The 24,203-nt window shown below is 38.6% G+C and carries 22 protein-coding genes and 1 tRNA gene; 14 read left to right on the top strand and 9 right to left on the bottom strand.

Going from position 1 to position 24,203, the window contains the following annotated elements; translation table 11 throughout:
- Positions 1–48: 48 nt before the first annotated feature.
- Positions 49–2,229 carry an ATP-dependent helicase gene (locus IPZ60_RS08610; protein WP_194197408.1) on the bottom strand — a complete coding sequence of 727 codons (2,181 nt, stop codon included), beginning with the start codon at positions 2,227–2,229 and terminating at the stop codon, positions 49–51.
- A gap of 323 nt (positions 2,230–2,552) precedes the next feature.
- Here IPZ60_RS08610 and ychF point away from each other — a divergent pair, with 323 nt between their 5' ends.
- From ychF to IPZ60_RS08590, 4 genes are all read left to right on the top strand, one after another.
- Positions 2,553–3,644 (top strand): redox-regulated ATPase YchF, encoded by a 1,092-nt coding sequence (ychF, locus tag IPZ60_RS08605; RefSeq protein WP_194197407.1) that lies wholly within the window; start codon positions 2,553–2,555, stop codon positions 3,642–3,644.
- 129 nt (positions 3,645–3,773) lie between these two features.
- Positions 3,774–4,337: a hypothetical protein gene (locus IPZ60_RS08600; RefSeq protein ID WP_194197406.1), complete on the top strand. Its 564-nt coding sequence runs from the start codon at positions 3,774–3,776 to the stop codon at positions 4,335–4,337.
- 198 nt (positions 4,338–4,535) lie between these two features.
- The gene (locus IPZ60_RS08595; RefSeq protein WP_194197405.1) at positions 4,536–5,969 is read left to right on the top strand and encodes a deoxyguanosinetriphosphate triphosphohydrolase; all 1,434 of its coding nucleotides are present in this window, start codon (positions 4,536–4,538) and stop codon (positions 5,967–5,969) included.
- Positions 5,970–6,074: 105 nt separating this feature from the next.
- Positions 6,075–6,755, top strand: a complete 681-nt coding sequence (locus tag IPZ60_RS08590; protein WP_110923082.1) for a TetR family transcriptional regulator — start codon at positions 6,075–6,077, stop codon at positions 6,753–6,755.
- Between the two features lie 157 nt (positions 6,756–6,912).
- Here IPZ60_RS08590 and IPZ60_RS08585 read toward each other — a convergent pair whose 3' ends face one another.
- Together IPZ60_RS08585 and IPZ60_RS08580 are read right to left on the bottom strand one after the other, a co-directional pair.
- The gene (locus IPZ60_RS08585) at positions 6,913–7,596 is read right to left on the bottom strand and encodes a TetR/AcrR family transcriptional regulator (protein WP_194197404.1); all 684 of its coding nucleotides are present in this window, start codon (positions 7,594–7,596) and stop codon (positions 6,913–6,915) included.
- A 219-nt stretch (positions 7,597–7,815) separates the two neighbouring features.
- Positions 7,816–8,604: a TatD family hydrolase gene (locus tag IPZ60_RS08580; protein WP_194197403.1), complete on the bottom strand. Its 789-nt coding sequence runs from the start codon at positions 8,602–8,604 to the stop codon at positions 7,816–7,818.
- A 296-nt stretch (positions 8,605–8,900) separates the two neighbouring features.
- On the opposite strand from IPZ60_RS08580, the gene IPZ60_RS08575 reads away from it, so the two are divergent.
- Positions 8,901–9,566 carry an acyltransferase gene (locus tag IPZ60_RS08575; RefSeq protein ID WP_194197402.1) on the top strand — a complete coding sequence of 222 codons (666 nt, stop codon included), beginning with the start codon at positions 8,901–8,903 and terminating at the stop codon, positions 9,564–9,566.
- Positions 9,567–9,587: 21 nt separating this feature from the next.
- On the opposite strand, the gene IPZ60_RS08570 is transcribed toward IPZ60_RS08575, so the two are convergent.
- Together IPZ60_RS08570 and tsaA are read right to left on the bottom strand one after the other, a co-directional pair.
- On the bottom strand, positions 9,588–11,375 hold the full coding sequence (locus tag IPZ60_RS08570) for a GspE/PulE family protein (RefSeq protein WP_194197401.1): 1,788 nt from the start codon (positions 11,373–11,375) through the stop codon (positions 9,588–9,590).
- A 50-nt stretch (positions 11,376–11,425) separates the two neighbouring features.
- Positions 11,426–12,286, bottom strand: coding sequence for a tRNA (N6-threonylcarbamoyladenosine(37)-N6)-methyltransferase TrmO (gene tsaA / locus IPZ60_RS08565; protein WP_194197400.1), 861 nt, complete (start codon positions 12,284–12,286; stop codon positions 11,426–11,428).
- 355 nt (positions 12,287–12,641) lie between these two features.
- Here tsaA and IPZ60_RS08560 point away from each other — a divergent pair, with 355 nt between their 5' ends.
- The 6 genes from IPZ60_RS08560 to IPZ60_RS08535 all read left to right on the top strand — a co-directional run bounded on the left by IPZ60_RS08560 (position 12,642) and on the right by IPZ60_RS08535 (position 17,396).
- Positions 12,642–13,415, top strand: coding sequence for a ferredoxin--NADP reductase (locus tag IPZ60_RS08560; protein ID WP_110923088.1), 774 nt, complete (start codon positions 12,642–12,644; stop codon positions 13,413–13,415).
- Positions 13,416–13,574: 159 nt separating this feature from the next.
- Positions 13,575–13,660 (top strand) — tRNA-Leu (locus IPZ60_RS08555).
- A gap of 163 nt (positions 13,661–13,823) precedes the next feature.
- Entirely contained in the window at positions 13,824–15,182 is a 1,359-nt protein-coding gene (locus IPZ60_RS08550; RefSeq protein WP_194197399.1) for an integrase arm-type DNA-binding domain-containing protein, read from the top strand.
- Positions 15,183–15,447: 265 nt separating this feature from the next.
- Positions 15,448–16,053: a YqiA/YcfP family alpha/beta fold hydrolase gene (locus tag IPZ60_RS08545; RefSeq protein ID WP_194197398.1), complete on the top strand. Its 606-nt coding sequence runs from the start codon at positions 15,448–15,450 to the stop codon at positions 16,051–16,053.
- Between the two features lie 57 nt (positions 16,054–16,110).
- Entirely contained in the window at positions 16,111–16,602 is a 492-nt protein-coding gene (locus IPZ60_RS08540; RefSeq protein WP_194197397.1) for a hypothetical protein, read from the top strand.
- Between the two features lie 182 nt (positions 16,603–16,784).
- Positions 16,785–17,396, top strand: coding sequence for a hypothetical protein (locus tag IPZ60_RS08535; RefSeq protein WP_194197396.1), 612 nt, complete (start codon positions 16,785–16,787; stop codon positions 17,394–17,396).
- Between the two features lie 195 nt (positions 17,397–17,591).
- Here IPZ60_RS08535 and IPZ60_RS08530 read toward each other — a convergent pair whose 3' ends face one another.
- Positions 17,592–18,113: a hypothetical protein gene (locus IPZ60_RS08530; RefSeq protein WP_194197395.1), complete on the bottom strand. Its 522-nt coding sequence runs from the start codon at positions 18,111–18,113 to the stop codon at positions 17,592–17,594.
- Between the two features lie 233 nt (positions 18,114–18,346).
- On the opposite strand from IPZ60_RS08530, the gene IPZ60_RS08525 reads away from it, so the two are divergent.
- Positions 18,347–19,252, top strand: a complete 906-nt coding sequence (locus IPZ60_RS08525; protein ID WP_194197394.1) for a hypothetical protein — start codon at positions 18,347–18,349, stop codon at positions 19,250–19,252.
- A 162-nt stretch (positions 19,253–19,414) separates the two neighbouring features.
- Positions 19,415–20,437 carry a hypothetical protein gene (locus IPZ60_RS08520; protein ID WP_194197393.1) on the top strand — a complete coding sequence of 341 codons (1,023 nt, stop codon included), beginning with the start codon at positions 19,415–19,417 and terminating at the stop codon, positions 20,435–20,437.
- A 62-nt stretch (positions 20,438–20,499) separates the two neighbouring features.
- Here the strand turns inward: IPZ60_RS08520 and IPZ60_RS08515 are convergent, their stop codons facing one another.
- From IPZ60_RS08515 to IPZ60_RS08505, 3 genes are all read right to left on the bottom strand, one after another.
- Positions 20,500–21,525 carry a phage/plasmid replication protein, II/X family gene (locus IPZ60_RS08515; protein WP_194197392.1) on the bottom strand — a complete coding sequence of 342 codons (1,026 nt, stop codon included), beginning with the start codon at positions 21,523–21,525 and terminating at the stop codon, positions 20,500–20,502.
- 229 nt (positions 21,526–21,754) lie between these two features.
- Positions 21,755–21,961: an AlpA family phage regulatory protein gene (locus IPZ60_RS14365; RefSeq protein ID WP_194197391.1), complete on the bottom strand. Its 207-nt coding sequence runs from the start codon at positions 21,959–21,961 to the stop codon at positions 21,755–21,757.
- Between the two features lie 637 nt (positions 21,962–22,598).
- Positions 22,599–23,402, bottom strand: coding sequence for a tetratricopeptide repeat protein (locus tag IPZ60_RS08505; RefSeq protein ID WP_227669299.1), 804 nt, complete (start codon positions 23,400–23,402; stop codon positions 22,599–22,601).
- A 620-nt stretch (positions 23,403–24,022) separates the two neighbouring features.
- Here IPZ60_RS08505 and IPZ60_RS14195 point away from each other — a divergent pair.
- On the top strand, positions 24,023–24,203 hold a 181-nt coding region (locus IPZ60_RS14195), incomplete at its 3' end, for a hypothetical protein (protein ID WP_227669298.1).

Here is a 24,203-nt window from a genome sequence, read left to right as displayed (position 1 = left end):
ATGTCGTAGAAAACCTGACTCAGCCATGTCATCGATGAACAAAGAAAATTACCACCATACTGGATCATCATTCTCCTCTCTCATTTGTTTAGAATTTTCTACCGTCACTTCATCAGCAGACAACTCAGCGATAAACCGTGATGGTTTGTCAAAATATCCTGAATAACTGGCAAAGTAATCAGGTGCCGTTAGGTAAAGTCTAGTCTTTGCTCGACTACAAGCAACATAGAATAATTTACGCTCTTCTTCTAGCTCCTCAAAGTCATCCAACGAGCGATGATGCGGCGTGATACCATCGACCAATGAATTAATAAACACCACTGGCCACTCTAGCCCTTTAGCACTATGAATGGTCGAAATAGTGACTTTATCACTGTCATTATTATCTGGTTTACTGGTTGTTGCTACCGAGTCATTGGGTGGGTCGAGTGCTAAATTTTCTAAGAAGTTATCAAGGCTGCTGTGTTCTGTTGCCAAATTTTTGAGCACACGGAAATCTTCGTTACGCTCTCGCCAATTCTCTTCAATCGTTTTTAAGACAGGAATATAGAACTCTAAAATATGCTCAATGACCGTTTCGACTGATTCAGCCTGATTTGCCTTAGTCAGCGTATTGTATAAAGGCTCAAGCTGTGCACTTTTTTTAGCAAACTTCGCCGTGAGTAATGGCTCAAAGGAGTTGTTATCAGCATTAATAGCTTGGGTCAAACGCGTCGCGGTGACTGTCCCAACGCCTTGGAATAAGGTTAAAATACGATGCCATGCAATCGTATCATTGGGGTTATAAAGAATTTTAATAAAGGCCAAAACGTCTTTGATATGTCGCCTTTCAATGAACTTGATACCGCCCACCACGATGAATGGAATATGACGCTCCATAAACTCTAATTGGACATAGTTAGACTGAAAGGATGTGCGGCACAGTACCGCAAAATCATCGTAATCATGATCCGACTTTAGCTCGATGATTTTATCGGCGATATACTTGGCTTCTTTTGTCTCATTGCTTAGGCGGCTAAACACTGGCTTATGCCCACTTATCGATGCGCCAGAGTACAATTGTTTTTGATAGCCTAGCGTGATTTGCGCGGACAAGGCATTAATATAATCCAAAACAGCAGGCGTGCTGCGATAGTTTTGTTCGAGCTTAATCAGCTTGGCGTCGGGATAGGTCTCACCGAATAACAGAATGTTTTCGTAATTGGCACCGCGAAAAGCATAAATACTTTGATTGTCATCACCGACTACCATCAGCGATACCGACTCAGGTTTACTAATCAAATCTATCAGCTGCTTTTGCGGAATATTGGTGTCTTGGTACTCGTCAACCATGATGTAGCGATATTGGTTTTGTAGCATTTGACGAAAGGTATCATTCGTCTTCAAATGGCGCACGACCTGACTGATAATATCGTCAAAATCATAGAGATGATTGGCACGCTTATACTCATGAAAATCGACTGCCAATTGCTCAATGATAGGAATATGCACAGCGATATCAGGGTAACTGCTTTCGATTAAATCGCGGATATGAATACGTCTATTCCGAGAGCTAGAAATAATATTTTGCAATGTTTTCTTACGTGGAAAGGCCTGGCTTTTGGTTTGCGCAGGATACTTTTTTTCTTTATGAATTAAGTCGATGGCATCTTCACTATCGCCTGTATCTAAAATCGTAAATCGCGGATTGATACCCAGCAGCCCTGAATACTGGCGCAATAGCATATTGCAAAACGAATGAAATGTCCCACTAGTGATATCGTTGAGCCGCTTATCAGTTGGTAGTTTATCCTTGGCCAAATCTTCATCAGATAAACTATTGGTCAATAAAGTCTTTGCACGACTTTTGATTTCATTGGCGGCTTTACGCGTAAAGGTCAGTAGCAAGATGCTTTTGGGCGTAACTCCGTTCTCTAACAAATAACTGGTACGATACGTGAGTGTTTTAGTCTTGCCAGAGCCAGCACCGGCTATGACTAAAACCTTGCCTTCGATAGTTGTGGCTGCTAATAATTGATCAGGATTTAATTCGCGGGCATAGTCTACTTTTAATCCTAATTCACCACTCATCCTATGATTTAGTAGCTCAATATTTGCATCATCATTAGCATCGATTAAATTTGCCTCTAGCTTTTTAATCGCCTTTTCTAGACGTGCCAGCTTGGGCTTAATCTCCATGAAATTCTGTGGATAATTATAGTGGCGCGTGTCAAAAATCGTGGTAGTCATTATAGAATTTTGCCTTTCATTTTATTTCAGCTGCATTTGACTGAGAGCATTTGGTGTTCATAATGAGGATTGCTCGTAAAGTGTAGCGAGTCACAGATGCTTATCTTTTATACGCCTACAAGCCAAACTATTATTTTATAACACAGCTTACCATAATCGATAAAATGGCAAAATTGCCAGTAATGAGCAAAAGCAAAATCTCAGTATACAATACAACAACCTCACCCCTATTCAGGTAAATTTGCTACAATGTGCCCAATTTTGATTTATCATTTAACCAATCTTTATACCAACTGATTTTATTAATACATTGAGAGAATGTTATGGGTTTTAATTGCGGCATCGTCGGCCTACCAAACGTGGGTAAATCCACCTTGTTTAATGCTTTGACCAAAGCGGGTATCGCCGCTGAAAACTTTCCATTTTGTACCAAAGATCCCAACACGGGTATCGTACCAGTACCAGACCCACGCCTAAAGAAATTGGCTGATATCGTCAATCCAGAACGCGTACTACCAACGACCATGGAGTTTGTTGATATCGCAGGTCTAGTCGCAGGCGCGTCAAAAGGCGAAGGCATGGGAAACCAGTTCCTAGCCAACATCCGTGAGACCGATGCGATTGCTCACGTCGTACGCTGTTTTGATGATGACAACGTCGTTCACGTCGATGGCCGCGTCAGCCCGATTGATGATATCGAAACCATCAACACTGAACTGGCACTCGCTGACTTAGAAGCCGTTGAGCGCGCTATATTCAACTTGACCAAAAAGGCCAAAGGCGGTGATAAAGACGCTAGTGCTATGCTTGATATCTTCAAAAAAATCGAGCCATTGCTAGCAGAAGGTAAAGCAGCACGTGCGGCAGATCTAGATGCTGATGAGAAAAAACTCATCAGAAGCTATGGTTTAATCACACTAAAGCCAACCATGTATATCGCTAACGTCGCTGAGGATAGCTTTGAAAACAACCCTTACCTTGATGCCGTTCGCAACTATGCGACTGGTGAAGACTCTATCGTCATCGCTCTATGCAACCAAATCGAATCTGAAATCGCTCAGCTCGATGAAGACGACAAAAAAGACTTCCTAGCTGAGATGGACATGGAAGAAGCCGGTCTTGATCAAGTCATTCGCGGTGGTTATGACTTACTTGACATGCAAACTTACTTTACCGCTGGTGTCAAAGAAGTACGTGCTTGGACCGTCGCTATTGGCGCAACTGCCCCACAAGCTGCTGGCGTAATTCATACTGATTTTGAGCGCGGCTTCATTCGTGCCGAAGTTATTGCCTATGATGATTTCATCGAACACAATGGTGAAAAAGGCGCAGCTGCTGCTGGTAAATCGCGTCTGGAAGGCAAAACATACATCGTGCAAGATGGCGACGTGATGCATTTCCGTTTTAACGTATAACTTTAAGCGGTAGATAGCACTTAAAACTAATGAGCCGATGATGGAGATTCTCTATCATCGGCTTTATTTTTTGCATTAACTGTTATATTATAACATATCTTTATTTTTGCTTATTTGAGGACGTATATTATGGCTGCTTATTTCTCTTTTTCTAAACTTGCAAGTGCTGCACTAATAGGAAGCGTAGTGACAGGCTCACTATTGGGCTGTCAACCTAGTACTGACACTGAGGTAGTAACCGCCGTAGAGGATCAAGAAGGCCATGATCACGAAGAACATGAAGGGCACGATCACGAAGAGCACGAAGGGCACGATCACGAAGAACATGAAGGGCACGATCACGAAGAGCACGAAGGGCACGATCACGAAGAGCACGAAGGGCATGACCATGCCAGTGCAGGCACGCCATTCTCTTGTGAGCCTACTGCTACTATTGAGGTTTCTTATGGTAACGACAGTACGCCACAGACAGCGACCCTGCTCATCGATGGTCTAGAGTATGACTTGACTGCTGCCTCTGATCTCAATGAAAGCACCGATAAAAAAATCTATATGAGTGATATTGGCCTAGATGATACCCATGGCATCATATGGCAAGTAAATGGTGACAAGGCAACACTACTCAATAAAACATTGGACGGCAATGTGACTATCGAAAAGGAAGACGTTTTATTTAACTGCCAAAAATCTTAATCTATTTAGGGCGTGTTCAATATGGCCTAATCCATAATAAGATTGCTAAAACATCGCTGATGTATAAACTCATACATTGTTATACTCAGCGGCGTTAATACTTTAGCTATTTTATTATATGATTACCGCTAGACTAGTGCTGTACCAAGGGCGCTATTTTGCTATGCTAAAGGTTCTCTTGGTTTCGGACATCTCAACATGCTAGGTACACCTACCTCTTTGTCATCCCCTACCGTCCAATGGTCTCATCTCCTCAACTCACAGCGTCTTGGCGCTTCCAAAAAATTTAACGCCAATACGAGTACCCGCTCTCAGTTTCATAAAGACTATGACAGACTGGTGTTTTCACATTCCTTTCGACAGCTCAATCAAAAGACCCAAGTCCATCCGTTGACCAATCAGCTCGGGATTCACACTCGCTTAACGCATTCGCTTGAAGTCTCGTGTATTGGACGCTCTTTAGCAATGATGGCAGCAGAAAAGCTCCATGATAAATTAGGCAATGGCTTACCAGCAGGTATCTCGCCAGCGGACGTCGGCGTCATTGTACAAGCAGCCTGCCTCGCTCATGATATTGGCAACCCTCCTTTTGGTCATGCAGGAGAATATGCCATTCGTGATTGGTTTATCAATCCGGATCGTCACACTGTTTTGCAAGCTTTGAATAGCAACGAGCGCTTGGACCTATTAGCATACGAAGGTAATGCTCAAGGGTTTCGGCTATTGGCACGTAATGAGCACCATCCGGACAAAGGGGGCATGCGCCTTACTTGTGCGACCTTAGGTGCCTTTATGAAATACCCTTGGCTAGCGACACATAGCAATGATACCTCTCACAGCTTACATTCAGGCGGCATTGCAACCAACGTGCAAAAATTTGGCTGCTTTTATAGCGAAGCGGCTCAGCTAGAAGAGCTAGCAGCTTGCTTGAATCTGCCGCGCTCAGAGCAACATGATGGCTTTGCGCGGCACCCACTAGCGTATTTGCTAGAAGCGGCCGATGATATTTGCTATGCATTAATAGATTTAGAGGACGGCATCAATCTAAACATGCTCACTTACGAGGAAGTCGCCACAATATTTTATGAGCTGATTGGTGAGCACCCTGGTAGTATTAACTTACCGACACACATGTCCGTTAGGCAGAGTCTTGCCTCATTGCGAGCACGTGCCATGATGCGTTTGGTAAACACGGTGACCGACGCCTTTGTCTCCAATAGTGATGCCTTGCTTGCCGGAAAAATCCAAGGCAGTTTATTTGACCACTGTGATATCAGTGTGCAAAGTGGCATCAATCAAGCCAAGCAGTTGGCACGTGAGAAAATATTCAATCACCCAAACAAAGTACGAATGGAGCTCATGGCCAATCAATGCTTGCATCGTTTATTAGATGCTTTTATGCCATTGGCTTGGACAGGTAGTAGAGCAACATCTGACCCTCAATCTATGTCCTTTGAGCAGCAACGTCTGTCTATGCTGCTACAACCACACCTGTGTGAACATCGCCGCGAGCTATCAGATAATACTTATCACAATATTTTAAATATTTTAGATTTTATTACTGGCATGAATGACCATGAAGCGTATCGATTGGCGCAGGAATTGCAGGGTCATTGGGGCACAATGGTTTAAAAGACCAGTGTATGGTTTAGTAAATGAATACAAGTTGCGTATTTCATTCGTATTTTTACGCTGAAATGAGTATGATAAACACCTACCGGACAATTTTGAAATATTATGAGCAGTCGCGAACAAAAGAAACTTCAAACTCGGCACGCCTTTTTTAATGCCGTACTCGATTTATGTATGACAGGGCAATCTTTTAGCTCTATCAGCCTAAGACAAGTCACGCGTGAAGTCGGCGTAGTACCGACCGCATTTTATCGACATTTCGATGATATGGAATCGCTCGGACGTGCGTTGGTGGTTGAAGAGCTAGGAGGCACGTTGGCCATATTAAGCGATAGCTTACAGATTGGTCGCAAGCGTAGCTTCGATCGTCAAATTGCCAAGAGTATTCAGCTGTTTTTATATATGGTGAGCGATCAGCCTTATTACTGGCAGTTTTTGGTCAGTGAACGTTATGGCGGATCAGAGTCTGTCCGAAAAGCAATCAATGAGCTCACAAAGAAGCATGCTCAAGGCTTGGCAGATGACCTAGCACTACAGCCAGCATTTACTCATATCAATGACTATGACCGTCGGTTATTGGCCGAAGCTGGGGTCAATATGTTCTTCTCTTGGATTATCGACTGGTTGGAGCTGACGTACACGGAAGACCATGATGACGAGATCGACTTGAACGAGATTGAAGAAAACAAGCAGATGATGCTGCATAACTGTACTCGTCAAGCACAGATGCTATTTTATGGTGCTTATAATTGGAAATCGACGGAAGAAACCCTATTAGAAGACTAGCGTGCTGTAGGGCTCGGCATGCTTCATTAATTTTTAAAAGCTATAAAAAACTAAGAGCTGTATGTTGCCATGATAAATATGACAACACATAGCTCTTATAATGATATTGCTTATGACATTAAAACTGAATAGACAGCATTAATAGTCAATAAACCGCTTAATAATTGGTATTGCGATGCTCTTCTGACTCAGTCTCAATCTGTTCTACCAATTCCTGCATATCTTCATCCATTACTTCATCGTCCACAGCAGGATAATGGCTAGGCAACTCTAGTATTTGCTGGACAAACGCATAGCGTAAAGTATCTCGGCGACCCAAGTAACGCTGGTAAAAGCTCGAATTTAATAGTCCAGCACCGCCTTGACCCATCGCCCAAATAGACGATAGATAATCACGCGTACTCAAACTGCTGTGCTCATCTTTCAAATAAGCACTGATGATATCAATCAAACGTTTCATACGCTGACGACGGATATCATACAACTCACCAAATAATCGATTGAGTCCTGTTACCGATGCGGCCAAACGCTCTTCGATTTGATTCAGTAGCATGGCTTTTTGTGGATTGAACAGCTGCTGAAAAATCATACGAGCGACACCTGCCGATGGGCAATCATCAATACGATTGATATTAAACAGATGCTCTTCGTAGCGGATAATAATACGCAAATAGAGCTCATCTTTGCTGGAGAAATGCTTATATAGTGTCCCTTTAGCCAAATCCAGCTGGTCTGCCAAACTGTCTAAAGTGATATCACCATCGCCCGACTCAAGTAGCAATTGCTCTGCCATTGCTAAGATATTTTCTTCTCGTACCTTGAACTGATGCTGACGACTCATAGTCTCTCCCAAAACTTAATAAGATTAAGCATATGACTGTCGTTTGCGTTAACACACTAACATCAAGAGTATGGAGCCATACAGAGACTGCGCGAGGTCGACAAGGAATATGCTCATATTTTCTAATATAGTCATTAGCAATCATATAATTACGTCTGCTTGGAGCAGGTCATTATAAGGCTACATGGTAAATGACTGATTGGTCATAGCATAACCATTTTAATGATACTGTGCCAGTAAATTTTCAAAGTTTTTTGCAGTCAATGCACCAACGTCTTCGCTACTACAGCCATACATCTCTGCGATACAACTGGCCACGTAGGGCACATAGGCTGGCTCATTGGGTTTACCACGTTTAGGCACAGGTGCTAGGTAAGGGCTATCGGTTTCGATAAGCAGTCTGTCTCTAGGCATATTTTTTGCGGCGTCTTTGATTTGTTGCGCACTTTTAAAACTGACGATACCCGAAAATGAGATATAAAACCCTAAATCGAGTGCTTTTTTTGCGGTCTCCCAATCCTCGGTAAAGCAGTGGATAATGCCGTGTTCTGCACCCTCAGATTTTAATATATCGATTGTGTCTTCTTTGGCATCACGCATATGGATGACGAGTGGTTTTTTCAGACTTTGGCTGGCATGGATATGACGGGCAAGGCTAGCTTGTTGTTCTTTTTTATTTTCTGTTGACCAGTAATAATCTAATCCAGTCTCTCCTATCGCCCATACATGATCAGCATTGGCTGTTTCTATCAGGCGGTCGACGGTCGCTGATTGTAATATAGCCATATCTTCACAAGGATGAATACCCACACTCATACCAAGATTCAGTGTTTCATCCGCATACGTTTTAATAATGTTAGCGATATCATCATATTCGGCAAAATCACACATAATCGCCATCGCACGAGTGACATTGGCTTCTTTCATAGCAGCTATCGCGCCAGACAGTTGGCCATCGTACTTTGTTAAATCTAAACGGTTAAGGTGACAGTGAGTATCAGTAAACATAAAAATCTCGTTAATAAAAATTGATAAATAAAAAGTATTAAAGTTAAAACTTCGAATATAGTTGATTCAGTTTAAAAGAGATACAAGGCAACCGAGTGCAGATGTATATCTGATACTTCAAGCGAGGTTAACGCTGTCACTCTTTTATAGAGGATTGACTATAGATAACTGTATTTATTGCTCTAGAATAGGCTATTTTCAAGTGCTGTTTGACGGTACACTATAAAACGCTTAACCAGCAGACACTTTTATCCTTTTGACGACTTCTATTTGATGACTTGTATAAGCCCTTTATTATGACCCATAAAAAAACCATCACCCTGCCTCCTATTATCAAGACACTATTACCCAAACAGCTGTACGGACAACGGTTTTTATTACAAGACAAAGGGCATCGTAACCATATCGATATTGCCGCAGATGCACGCATCATTGGCAATTCAGTTATTACCATTCGTCAAGGTCATGACAATCAAATTAATATCGGTGAGCATGGTAAATTTAATAAGCTAAAAATAGACATCAATGGCAGTCATAATCGCATAACCATTGGAGAGAAAGTTAAATTCTCTGGGCAACTATTGGTTGTTGGTAATCATTTGCACATTCATATTGGTAACCATACTACGGCCATTAACTGCTATATTTTGGCACGTGATAGAAACGTGACCATTGGTGAATCTTGCATGATATCTCGTGGTATTGAGATTCGTGCTACTGACGTCCACAAGGTTTACGATATAGACACCAATGCACGAGTAAATAACGCACATTCTGACGTCATTTTAGGGGACCATATCTGGATTGCTGCTAATGTGACCATTTCTAAAAATGTCTCTATTGCTAGTGGCTGCATTATCGCAGCTGGCTCATTTGTCAATAAGCCAGTCGAAACACCAAACTGTATGATTGCCGGCACGCCAGCAAAAATCATTCGTCAAAATGTACGTTGGGAGCGCTAAAAGCGGTTCACGATTTGATTCTTAATTAAGGGGTACTACTCGCATCACCTCTTCTATGGTCGTCACCCCGTCACTAATGCGCTTCGCACCAGACAACCTTAGTGGCTGCACACCTTCACGGTACGCTTGTTGCTTAAGTACATCCAAACTCGCATCAGCAGCGACCAGTTTTTTTAGCTCATTTGACAACGGCATGATTTCATAGAGCCCCACACGCCCTTGGTAGCCTGTATGACGGCAGTGTTCACAGCCATTTGCAGTATAAATTTGTGCTGGGGCTGGCGCGCGCCAAGGCTGTACCAACTCTTGCCACTGAATCGCAATCTCACTGTCTGGCGTGACATCAACGGCTTGCTTGCAATGCGTACATAACGTACGTAGCAGGCGCTGGGCCATCACTCCTAGTATGGTTGCCGAGGTTAAAAACGGCTGAATACCCAAATCATGCAAACGAGTGAGAGAGCTTGGTGCATCATTGGTGTGTAGCGTTGAAAGCACCAAATGCCCAGTTAGAGAAGCTTGCACAGCCATATTGGCCGTTTCTGCATCACGAATCTCCCCGACCATAATGATGTCTGGATCTTGACGCATCAAGGAGCGAATACCTTCCGCGAAATGCAAATCAACGCCTGGATTCACCTGCATTTGGTTAAAAGCAGGCTCAATCATCTCAATCGGATCTTCAATCGTACAAACGTTAACCTGCTCTGTGGCGAGCTGCTTGAGCGTGCTATATAACGTTGTAGTCTTACCTGAGCCCGTTGGACCTGTGACCAAGATAATACCGTTGGGATGCGCCGTCAGCTCATGCCACGTCTCAAGCTGCTTGCCGGATAAGCCAAGCTGTGCAAATGAACGCACCAGCACTTCAGGGTCAAATACACGCATGACCAGTTTTTCACCAAACGCAGTAGGCATGGTAGAAAGACGTAGCTCAGTTTCTAACCCTTTTGGCGTACGGGTTTTTAGTCGTCCATCTTGTGGTTTACGCTTTTCTGCAACATTGAGTCGTCCTAGAATCTTGATTCGTGCCGTGACTGCGACGATAATTGCTAAAGGCATCTCATAGACGGTATGCAGCACGCCATCGATACGAAAACGTACCTTACCAGTCTCACGCCGCGGCTCTAAATGAATATCACTAGCACGCTGCTCAAAAGCATATTGCAACAGCCAGTCAACGACTCTGACGATATGTTGATCGTTCGCATCGGGATTGGTGTTATCACCTAACTGCAATAACGCTTCGACATTGGTGACATCAGCTGACGCACGCTTGTGAACACTATTCGCGCCTGCAATGGCTTGCGTAACTTGATAGAACTCTTGTCGATAACGATTAATCTGTTCAGGATTAATATAGACCGTACGATAAGTTTTAGACTTAATCAGCTTTTCAATATTTGAGTGCCAATCGGTATGAAACGGTTGATCTGTACCGATGACTACTTCATCGAGTGTGACTTCAATAGGCAAAATATGCTGTGAGCGTGCATACTCGAAGGACATCAGCTGCGTCACAGCAGGGACATCAACCTTGAGGGGATCGATACGCACAAGTGGCATACCCGCTTTAGCAGCCAGCCATTGATTAAGCCACGGCAATGTCAACTTGCTCTCAGAATCACTATCAAGCGCATGGCAATTTGGCAAACCAAACTCGTTGATAGTCAACAATGGATGCTGCGTCTTATCACGGCGGCTCGTAATGACTAAATTATAGCCTCGTTGGTCAATCACTTTATCTGCCAATAGCTCATCTAGACACCAACGCAAATCAATCACTATTGAATATTTATGCTCAGACATATTTTTCTTCTTTTATCGTTTTAGAATATATGGTTAAAAATGATATCAATTTACATCACTTCTACAACGGCGGTCATTTGTAGCTCATCTACCGCTATCAACTGAAAGCTCACGTCAACGGATTTATAGCGCATGGTAAACGGCATATTTATTTGAGTACGACGATACGCTGGACGAGGATCTTGCGCAATGAGTGCCTTAATAATATCGATATCAGAGAGTAGTAATTGACTTTGCATCTGATGCATAAGCGCCGTAACCGTATCCTGCTCTACATTTATCTCTTTCTCTTTCTCTTTCTCATTATTAATATCAATAAGCTGTCCGGTATTAGCTAACGCTAAAAACTGCTCGTAAGCAGGCTCGGTCATCGTCACTTCTAACAGCGTAGGAGCCGTAGGTGCAAATCCGCTTTCTGCATCTACAAGCGCATCGCTATATGCCACATACGGCTTAATATCTATAATCGGTGTACCATCTATCATATCTGCACCGCTAATAATAAGAAATGCTCGCCCCTGTATGACCTCTACGCGCTCAAGCTTGACGACAGACAACCCTAGTGCCGACGGACGATACATACTGCGACTGGCAAACACACCTATTTTTTGATTGCCACCCAACCGTGGTGGCCTTACTTGCGGACGAAAGCTCCTATCTGCCTCATTCACAGCGTTGTCTTTTGTTTTATAGTTATGATGAAACTGCCAACTGATCCAAATATGGCTAAATGCTTCCAAGCCCACGAATGCTTCTGGTGTATCGTAAGGCGCAAGCATTTCAATAATACTGGTTAGCGTTACCAAATTTGGTTGACGTGGCGCACCAAATTTTTGTGATAATGGTGCACGGTGGTAACCCACTATGGGCGCATGATGATGGTTATCTAACTGTGCATCGTCACCAGACATAAAAGTCTCCAAGAAATCTATTAATAACCAAAACCTGCCAATATAAACCAGTTTTATCCAGTGATACACAATTACTCACTAACGATATTCCATTTTATCATGCCACATAGTAGTGGCTAGGCGGATTTTTATTTTAAATTTTGGTATTATGAGCGAGAATTATTATTGAGAATAGATTGCATCACGATAATAGTGGCCTTTATCTCATTAATAAGATATAAAATATACTTCGACATTTGGACACTGCCTGACCATTTAATCGTCATCATAATAAAAGTTTGATGCAGTGCTAACCCCTAATGACACATTCAATTAATACTGTTGACGCACACAGCGACTACTTAACGAGGACTTTATGTCAAAACTTCGCACCGAAACGGTTACAGAGGTTCGTCATTGGAATGACTCTCTATTTAGTATAAAAACCACTCGCGACGACGGCCTACGTTTTCGTAATGGTGAATTTGCGATGATTGGTATCGTCGTCGATGGCAAGCCATTATTACGTGCTTACTCGATTGCTAGCCCCAACTACGAAGACCAATTAGAGTTTTTCTCTATCAAAGTACCAGATGGTCCACTGACCTCACGCCTGCAACACATTAAAGTAGGTGATGAGCTATTGGTTAGCAAAAAACCAACTGGGACACTAGTACTAGATGATTTATTACCGGGCAAGCATTTATATATGCTATCGACAGGCACAGGACTGGCACCATTTTTGGCGTTAGCACGTGACCCTGAAGTGTACGAGCGTTTTGATAAAATCATTTTGGTACATGGCGTGCGTCATGCCAAAGATTTGGCCTATCGTGAAATGTTCGAAACTGAGTTGGCCAATGATGAAATCTTTGGTGAATGGTTCCGCGAAAAATTCATTTACTATCCGACTGTCACTCGTGAAGAGTTTAGAAACCAAGGCCGTATCACTGACCTTATGAAATCGGGCAAGTTCTTTGAAGATATTGGCTTGCCACCGATGAATAAAGAAGATGATCGTGTGATGATTTGCGGTAGCATGCCATTCAACGCAGAAGTTTCTGCTATTTTGGATGACTTTGGTCTAACCGTTTCACCACGTATGGGTGTTCAAGCAGATTATGCGGTCGAACGTGCCTTTGTAGGATAAATAATATATAGAATATATCGGTTTTTTTGATTTAATCGCAAATTATATAAAATAATTCTTGACGATCAAAAATAGCCTGCTATAATACGCAGCCTATACAGAGTTAACCCTGTAGCCCAATTCGATAATACCTATCTAATAGATATTATTACCTAACATGCCAGTGTGATGGAATTGGTAGACATGACGGATTCAAAATCCGTTGCCTAATAAGCGTGTCGGTTCGAGTCCGACCACTGGTACCAATACATAGTCCTATACTATATCATATAGACTCTAAAGCCCCTGATATCAGGGGCTTTGTTGTATCTAGCGTATCATACTGTCGCATCAAGTCCCTGCCAATCCCTGTATATAATGTACACTACAATGTACACTCTAGTTATATATACATTTGGGAGACTTAGCATGAGTAAGCGCAGGCCTATAACCTCAGATAGAAGTATCAGTAGCCATAAGTCAGAAGATAAAGAATATTTAGTCTCTGTAAAAAACTTCCTCAAGCTCAATCTGAGAGTTAAACCTAATAATACAAAGTCTTGGCTTTACCGTTATAACTCTCCTCACTCAAAAAAACCAAAAAACATGTCACTTGGAGTATATCCAAGCGTCACATTTGCTCGCGCCTGTGAATTGTGGCGAGAAAATGAAGATTTACTTAATCAACAAATTGACCCGCAAGTTTACCGCAAAGAAAGTAGAAAGACTAATTTGAAGCAAAGTAAAAATACTTTTAAAAATTTTGCTTGGCAGCACTTTGATTCCCTTAAATTTAAACAAAAAGAAAATACATTAGTACGAAAAAAACGCCTTGTTGAGCTTGTTTGTTCCTATATTGGAGATGTCCCTATTAATGAGATTGATTCAGTTAAGATGCTTGATATACTCACTGATATACAAAATAAGTCATTGAATAGTAAAGGTATGCCAACTGAAAAAGCGGAACGTTGTGCCAGCATTGCTAGCAACATATTCATGTACGCTAAAGCTAGAGGTTTTTGTGATACTAATCCAGTTCCATCAGTTAAAAAAGAGATTTTAAGTCATACTTATGGTCACAGACCCGCTGTCACAACTCCTGCTGATTTGGCTATATTATTACGTAAGATTGAAACATTGAATGCCGAACCGAATACACTTAACTCATTACGTCTATTAGCAATGCTTTATGTGCGTAATGGTGATTTGAGACAAATGAGATGGGTTGACTTAGATTTAAAAAAAGGAGAATGGGAACTAAAACCGCAAAAAGGACAAGGCAAATCCAATATGGTCAGTAGCATGATTGTACCTTTGCCATTGCAAGCTATTCATATTTTAAATGAACAATATGAGATTAACGGACACACTGAGTACGTTTTTTATAGTAATACTGCTAAACTCAAATATATATCTGATAACACAGCTAATAAGTGTTTAAAGGATTTAGGGTATAAAGACATACATTGTGTACATGGGTTTAGAGCTACTGGTCGTACTATACTTGAAGGTTATTTGAAGTATCCAATAGTAGTCATAGAAATGGCATTAGGTCATACTACTAAAGACCCTAATGGCAATGCTTACGGTCGATTCAAATACTATGATGAGCGTGCGGAGATGATGCAAAACTGGGCTGACTATCTAGATGCTTTACGGGCAAATAAAGACACTAAGCAGTTTAAATATGGGTTCAAAGCACATGATACCTCTAATCAAATCCAAGCTTTAATTAATGAGCTTGGTGACGATGCAATACTAAAGATGATATTAAAAGCAAAATCATAATTTACTATATGTATGTAGTTACTTAAACCATACTTTTAAACCCGCCTAATTTTACGCTACAGCTGTTGTAGCTATCGTTTGATACATATGTTGCATTCCCTTTTTTAACGTCTGTACAAGTAATATTATGCTTGTTCGCATATAAGCAATGTACCTTATCTAGCCAGCATAGTAATAGTAAAAACACGCCACGACTAACTCTAGTCAATGCGTAATATCTCAATATAAAAATTAAACAACGCTACGTTAATAAAGGGACATAAAAATGTTAGATATTATTAAAAATCCAAATTCATTTGTATTGTTTTTTCATGGACTAGATGCGAATAATCAAACTGACAAATTTACCTCTATCAAGCGTAAGCAAAAGCTATGCAAAACGGTTAACTATCGCCATAACTTTCAAAATACATTTAATGTTTATGATGATTTAATTCAATACCATCTTAAATATTATGACCGTCTAGTGCTAGCAGGAGACGGTTTGGGAGCATGGTTTGCAAATCACTTTGCTCATCAATATGGACTACCCAGTCTATTAATAGAACCATTCATATATCCTAAAGAATCAGTTATTAATAACACTTTTATACCTAATGAGATGCGTCTATCATTTCCAGCAATTAATACTAATACTGTACGTGTCATTATTGTCGATAATAATACTTCATCTGTCGCGACAGCAAAAAGGACGTTAGTTAGTCTTCCTGACTCATGGGAGATAGATTACCTTGAAGATACTCGTAGCAACACGAGCTTAGGTATTGATATTAACTATCACTTAAATTGGTTGTGTAATGACGAGATAATGATTGTTGATTTAGATTATGTAGATGAAAATGCCTATGCAAGCTTTAAAGAAAAGTATTAAATCGGCTTACCTTGACCTTACTATTAATTAGTTAGACAGCTTTAGGAGCATGTATTATTGAATGATATTAGTAGCTATAACAAAAATGTTTATTTTACAGTTAGACAAATTCTTAATAACTACGGCTTACAAAATCTACCTTATTACCGTTTTAAACAATGGTGGGACTTGCCAAGCTCTAAACCTATAGACTTTAGTGGCTATATAACCCTTGAATCTATCGTAGAAGACTTTTATGCCAGTGAGATAGATGATAATACAGATATTGACTTCTCGTGCCATGAGCAAGCTCTCGTAGTCATAATTAAAAAATACTACCTATTTGATAACAAAGCTATGTTTGAGCGGATTAGTGATGTTATTGGCTATCAAGTACCATTAGCAGAACAACAAAAAGTTATAGATAGCGTAGACTTCTTTATCAACTTAAATGATGTTCATGCTGATGTACAACATCAACTACATTTTTCACCTTATAACATGCCTAGTCGTTTATCAAAGCAGTTAATAGCTGATGTATTAGAGTTCTTATCTCACAATAAACTATAGTGTTGGTCTTACTCTGACTTTTTATACGTAAAACCACAACCATTTACTATACAGTTGTATATCAAAGGTCAACATTTTTCTATTGTAGTAATGATTATCTATTCAAAGGTAGCTATAATTAAAATAACCTGAATGGCAGGTGTTTTTGTTAAATTTGAATAATTAAATATTGAGGTAATCACATGAAAAAAGCATTGTTAGTACTATTTTTTATAAGCAGTACCGCATTGGCAGATACATCATGCAAAGACTCGACTGAGTATAAATTCTATCTCGATGTAAGCATGATTAATACTCATAATTGGGCTATTGAAGAGAATAAAAAACTTTTAGAGCAGTACGAAGGAATGAGACCAACCTATGAAGTAAATCAGCAAATAAATGATATAAAAATGAATATAAATCAATCAGAGTGGGCTAGAGATATTTCTTTTAAGTCATACAAAAGTGTGGGAGGTAAAGCAAATAACTACAATAGCCTAGAACGTTTAAAAAATCCATGCGCTAACGAATATAGTGACGACAACCCTATAGCTAAAACAATGCGTGATTTTCGTGATATGAAAGAAGACCCAGTTAAACCTGTACCTGAACGTGTAAGTCTTATCGGACCCTATACTGGTCAGCAAGAATCGGTTCATAGAGACTTTGGACTTGGACCAAATAAGAATGGTACGACATCTGATGAAGGTAACGGACGGAAAAGCAACACGAGTCGGCAAGGTGATGGTCAGAGCAATTTACAAAGAACTATTGAAAGCGGCTTAAGCCTATATGAGCTTTTTAAACGCTGAGCCTTTTCTAAAAATAATGTCACTGCTTATAACCCATTAAAATTGATAGAGTATCTCATATTTTTTGTAACTACTATTTAGTGTGAACCTATGTGCTTATACAAAATTTAAGGTACTCTCTGCTATATATGCGCTAGTATACTTCTGTAACGTAAGGTAGCAAAAGTCTTCATTAAGTGTATAGCTTTTATTTAATCAAAAGCCTTGAATGTCATTCATTCTACAACTCATTTCAACAAAGACACCTTTTTCAGGTATAGCATTAACAATACCAAGACGTTCATAATAATAAGTATAGTCGATAGGTTCGACTAAACATTTATTTTTTTGAGCGAAGTTCTCTAGCTTTTGCATACTACCAGTTAGCTTTAACACTACACCGACACCTTCATTCACACAGCAACCGACATACTCTGACATGTACTCTTCTTCAATCACTTTTAGTTCATGCCCTAGTACATAAGCTGGCTTTTTTAATACATAATAATCTACATAATCAGCACGATAAACAGTAGGCTTTTTGTCGATGTATCCTTTATTCATATAAGCCCTAATGGCTTGACCATGATTGCCGTTACGCTCTATATCTCCAAACTCATTTAGCTTAAGTTTTAATGTTGACAGTAAATTATTTTCAAGTGAGTCACTAGCATATGAGATACTTGTTAAAACGCTAGTTACTACCAATACAGCTATAGCTTTGAACTGCTTTTGCATAATAAAACTTCCATTTAATTATAGTTGTATCAAGTAAAATATTGGTAAAACTATAGTTGATCCAATTTAAGAGTGGTACAAGGCAACCGAGTGTAGATGTATACGTTATACTTCAAGCGAGGTTAACGCTGTAACGCTTTTATAGTGGATTGACTATAAGCATTATGATGTTGCAAAATCAAAATAAAAGCAAAAAAGTCTAATCATATATCAGAATAAGGGATTATTTTACATTGAGCACTAATAACAATAAAGCGTGCAAAGGCATTGAGTCATCAATTAAAGCGCACACCGTAAATTATCTTGATGTAAGCTATAAAGCTAATGAGGAAAGCTTAACTATACTTGATGAGCTTTGTGCAATGTCAAAAAACTTACTCTTCAAGGTTAAAGACAACCTAGGAACCGCTATCGTCATTCCCACAGTACTTGGTGGTTTAATACAATTAATTGAATTGGGAAGTATTAATACAAGTTATATTAGGTTTTTCTCAGCAAACCAGTTAATTCCTGATGGATTAATAGCTGTGCTAATATTAATTCTTGTATCAATTATCTTTATAATATATAAAAAGCTATTTTCAAAAAACTTGAACCTACTAAACCTAACCAATCTTGTAAATCTACCTAGCTATAGCATGGTAATCTACTTCGCTGTAATATCGTTATTTTTTTTGGGTTCAATATACTATCTATACAATTACGATACTTATATGAGTATTCAAGATATACCAATTATATTATTAGCATTAAATGTTGCTTTTTTAGCTTTGGTATTACATGTTAAAGATGTTTCATTTGCACTCTCATTCTATGTTCTAAGGAAGTACGATACAGACAAATTTATAGTCGAGGCATCAAGGTACTATTCCTTTTTTATCGGGCTTGTACTACTCATAATATTTTTATTGCTGTCCATCAAACTTGTTCTTACCCAACTAGACTCTATAAGCAGACCCTACAATCTAGATAATTACACTAATTTAGAAGAACGTATTGCAGATGATTACAATGGTATAGAAAAGCAGGATTATGAGTTACTTTATTTTAACGACCTATATACCTTTATTGAGATTGAAAAACCTCAAGACGATAAAAAGAAGGTAGTCATATATAAGACTGAGGATGTACTTTTTTAATAGTTGTACTGTACTACTGTTTAGGAACGAAGATATTATACCTAAACATTTGATAGTTTTAAGAAATTGAGTTAAGTAGTAGAACCAGTTTACTAATATGAAAATTAAAATTTAGCTATTTGAATTAGCAGTTTTTTGGGCTTCGGGTTTTAAGGTTAACTGATGAGTGAAGAGTCAAGATTAAACGACCTCTTAAATAATGATAGTGTTGAAAGCACTACTACTACCCTGATGGAAGTTGAACCTATTAGCATAGATACTTCTAACAAAGAGAGTATACTATCCAATGTTTCTGGAGCTATGAAGTTAAGCAATCTAGTCAATGTTTTCGAATGGTCTAAAGAGAATACGTCTACTGTTTTAGTGTGGATAACTGCTATAGGTGCTTTTATTCAAATAATAGAATTAGCTGTAATTGATTTATCTTATATAAGATTCTTTTCTGTAAGTCAGTTAATTTCAGACGGTGCGTTAGTTTTACTAGTGTTTGGAACATACACGTTGATGTATCTAATTTCTCACAAATTTTTATTTTTTGAGTCAGCATTGAAGTCTCGCTATGAAAGAATAGATAATGGTGAGATTTTTGGATTCAATGAGAAGTACTTTAGTTTTATATCTGCATCTATAACTGTATTTTTTGTAATGGGTGGTCTTGCAAATTTTACAAACATGGATACTATTAACGGGATATTATGGCTAGTTATTTTAATACTGCCAGTAGCAACCTATTTAAATTATGTATTAATACGACTATTATTGCTAAATTTATATTATATAGTTAGCACAAGTGATGACTTTAAAATCGATGTCATTCTCTTTAAAATCAATATCAAAATTCTATATATTATAATTAATATTTTTGCAATTTTAGCAGGCACTTTGATGTTTATTGTAGCATTAGCTAAGTTCCTAATATTAATATATTTATCTGTACGAGTTCCTTACTACATAGATAATTACAATCATTTAGAACAAAAAATAGCTGAAGATTACGACGGCCTTCAAGACTATAAACTATTGTATTTTAATGACGTTTATACGTTCGTCGAGATTAGTAAACCTGAAGATAAAGACAGTAAGCTTATAAGTCATAGCATCAGCGGTGCAAACTATAACGTTAGCTTTTATAAAAATACGGACAAAAAGGTAGTAATATATAAAACTGAAGATGTACTATTTTGAGTAGCACTACAAACATATTACTACCTTAAATACCTTAAACTTATATAAGCAACCTTATTAAACTACAAAGCAACTAGCTCTTGCTTATACGCCCACTCTGGTATATCTATAACGTTATCGGTTAAAACCTTAGCTAAATCTAAAGTAGGCTTTTTAAATTTAGGTAATACGATAGATATGTCTATGCTATGCTCTAGCAGCTCTCTTCTATGTTTACTATACGTATTAGGTTTTAAGCAATCTTTAAGACAGTACCCCTCTACCCACTTATAATATGTAGCTGCAAGAGTAGGCTTTAAATCTAATATTATTTTATCGCTCAATCGCATATTGCCTGTTAATATTATTCTAGACAATGATTCGTCAAGCAAAGACTCTACTAGCTCTTCATTCCAATTGCGTGCATAGCTTAATTCTTTTTCACGTAGCCACTTACTATTAAGTCTGACTTCAAACCTTAACATCTTGTTGGCATACTCTAATAACTGAGGTGTTTGTATGCTCTCTGCTAGACTTTTATTATCTATAATTTCACTACCCTTAGCATAAAACTTAAGTTCTTTAGTCTTTTCACCTTTACCAAAATAAAGAGTGCTGTTGTACTGCTTAACGTGCCCATAGTAACTCATCGTCATACCATACTTAGCCTCAACAATCCATTTGTCTGCTTCAGTTTTAGATGGCAAATGAAAGTTACGATTGATATCAATTTTTGTTATCTTAACAAAGCCATTATTAATATCTTCAAGCTGTGTTTTAGTAGGTTTTAAACCTAAATTGTCAACTATAAGCTGTTCAATAGTTAAACTAATTAGCTTAACAGGGTCATTAATTCCAAACAAATTATGACCTTGTAAAAACTTAGCTAAATTACCTTCAATTTCAATCCTGTTATTAGCTTTATCACCTAACGTTCTAATTCTAATTTTGCTATTGTGCTTACCTTTGACTTCAAGTCCAGTATAAAAACCGTAAGTAGTATCTGTATTATCTGCTAACTTGGCTAAAGAGACCTTAGCTATAAAGTTACTACCTATACCTGTGGAGCTATGGTCACACTCTAAATTACATTTAATATAATCAATCATTTCATTATGTCCTACAATACCAATCAAATTTTTATGACTTAGTACTTGTAAACACAACACTTAATGTTTATGTTAAAAATAACACAAAAGTAAAGTATTACTATGAAGCTAAGGTGCCGTTATAAAAATTAGACACAACAAATCCACAGTAGACATATAGCCGACTGTGATAGCTTTATACATTGTAATTTGTGTATAACAAGTACGTTTATCAATGCGAATGTACTTGTTACACGTTATCTGACGGAGGTATTTTACTATCTATCCATGACAGGATTTCGTCATAACGCCAGACAGTAATAGTAGAAGTATACTTTGATGGCTTAGGGAATTTACCCTCTTTGACCCATCTCCATATAGTAGATTTGCTTAGAGATGTCATTTTTACAACATCACTAATTCGGATTGTAATTTGCTCTATATTGTTCGATTTCATAGGTGACTGCCTTTTAACTAGTCACTACAAAATAACCTCTAGTACTTCCAATAATATAAGATGACTTACGTCAAGTTCCAACAATTTTAGTAGTTATGTTTATAGTCTACTTTAATAACATAGTTTAGCTGACACATAATATTATGTGACTTTAAACTACAGTGAGCTATTATAATGGGGAGTCATCTTAAGCTTTGCAATAGCATTACAAAAAAATATAAAATAATTTTTGTAATGCTATCTTTAGTAATTAAATGCCTGTGTATTAGCTCAATTGACTATTTGATGTACACTGTAATGTACACTACCAATAAAATTAAAAATTAAAGCCTTTTAAATCAAAATGTTAAAACGTTAGTTAGGTACCGACCACTGGTACCAATATTTAGTTCTATAGTTACTTATAGAGCAGCCAAAGCCCCTGATATCAGGGGCTTTGTTGTATCTGGTGTTCTGTCCTGCTCTATCTATGCACATTGAGTGTACTGAATTTGAAGAACCATTCTGCTCAGCTAAAACATTCATGCTTTCAAAGAACTCATCGACTCCAGCTGACAGAGTTATGCCAAGTGATAACCTCATGGCTAACACTTGATAAATAAATGTCTGTTTTAACTTTTTAGAATGACAGTTTCTACTATTCAATTAGCGACAACTCATCACAACTGGGCTGATATCCGTTGTCACAAGATTTGCTATACCACTCTTGGGATTGAGCTTTGTCTTGCGCCACGCCTCTGCCCTCAAAGTACATCAAGCCAAGACTGTTCTGCGCTTCGGCTATTTCTTGATTTGCAGCTTTTAGATACCATTCAGCCGCTTTTGCATCATCAAGTTTAACCCCTCTACCAGTTTCGTACATATCACCAATATTGTTTTGAGCTCCCGCATATCCTTGAGCAGCAGCCTTTCTTAACCATTTGAGTGTCTCTGCATAATCTTGACTCACCCCTTGGCCTTTATCGTACATTCCAGCAAGATTATACTGAGCTAGTGCAAAACCTTTATCAGCTGATTTTCGATACCATTGAACTGCTTTATCATAATCCTGAGGAATACCTTCGCCGTGCTGATAAAAAGTTCCAAGATTGAATTGAATCTCAGCATTGCCCTGATTGGCAGCTTTTTCATACCACTCAATGGCCTTGGCATCGTTTTGACGTACACCAGTGCCATTGCTATACATCTCTCCAAGTGCATATTGGGAAAATGCCCTTCCTCTATTAGCAGCGGCTTTAGTCCATTCAAATGCTTTAACATCATCTTGACTAATATCATCACCAGTACTGTACATATAGCCAAGAGTGGCTTGAGTAGTAGCGAGTCCTTTGTTCATTAAAGTATTTACAATGCCAAGATCTGCAACAGCAGGTATGGCTAAACCACTTGATAATCCTACTATCATCATTTTATGAATTAATATCTTATTAAGTTTTTGCATGATAATCATTCTTTCTCATTCAGTTTTTGATGAGCGTCACAGCTGAGCTTATAGTCGATTTAATTTAAAAGTAGTACTAGGCAACCGAGTGTAGATGTAATACTTCAAGCGAGGTTAGCGCTGTAATACTTTTATAGTGGAATGACTATATCACCATTTTTTTAAGCGTTGCTATACCACTCTATCAATTCGACCTTGTCTTTAGCGATACATCCGCGTTCCACATATAAACATTTGTTCTTTATAATACATCGTTTATCTGATTCTGTTATTGATAAATACAAAAAATAAACCACCCTAATCTTAGTGTTAAGGCTGATTAACAGGTTTAGGAGGAACACCCAAAAATATTAGTATTAATGCGCTCTGCAATCTCGCTTGCTGCCCACATTACCCCTACTTGTGTCAGCTGTATTTTCTTAGGGCATATTGAATCGCAACGATCAGAGCTTTTGTTAATCATTGAAAGTGATCGATGAAAAACTAAGCTATAAAAAATTGTCGATTTGTATTAACTAAATAGTCTTTGACTTTTAATAAAAAAATAACATGGAAAGCATTATCAAAGAGACCCATCCGCCTTTATTTAAAGCTATAACTTTTAGTAATAGATAATTGAAATGTTTAACGTAAAAATTAGCTTTAACTTGAATAAGAATATCAGTAGCATGAAATTAAGACTCGATCAGGAAGATCAGTTGAAGGCATTTAATATGCCTTTCTCACAACAAGGAGCAGTTAATGTTATATCCCTATCCAAATACCGAAAAAAGCCAAGTCCAATTCCGCGAAAAATACGAC

Source organism: Psychrobacter sp. NG25, assembly GCF_015234355.1.
In the GTDB taxonomy this organism is placed as follows: Bacteria; Pseudomonadota; Gammaproteobacteria; order Pseudomonadales; family Moraxellaceae; genus Psychrobacter.
The sequence above is the reverse complement of the archived record's forward strand: the minus strand, read 5'-3'. Positions and strand labels throughout refer to the sequence as shown.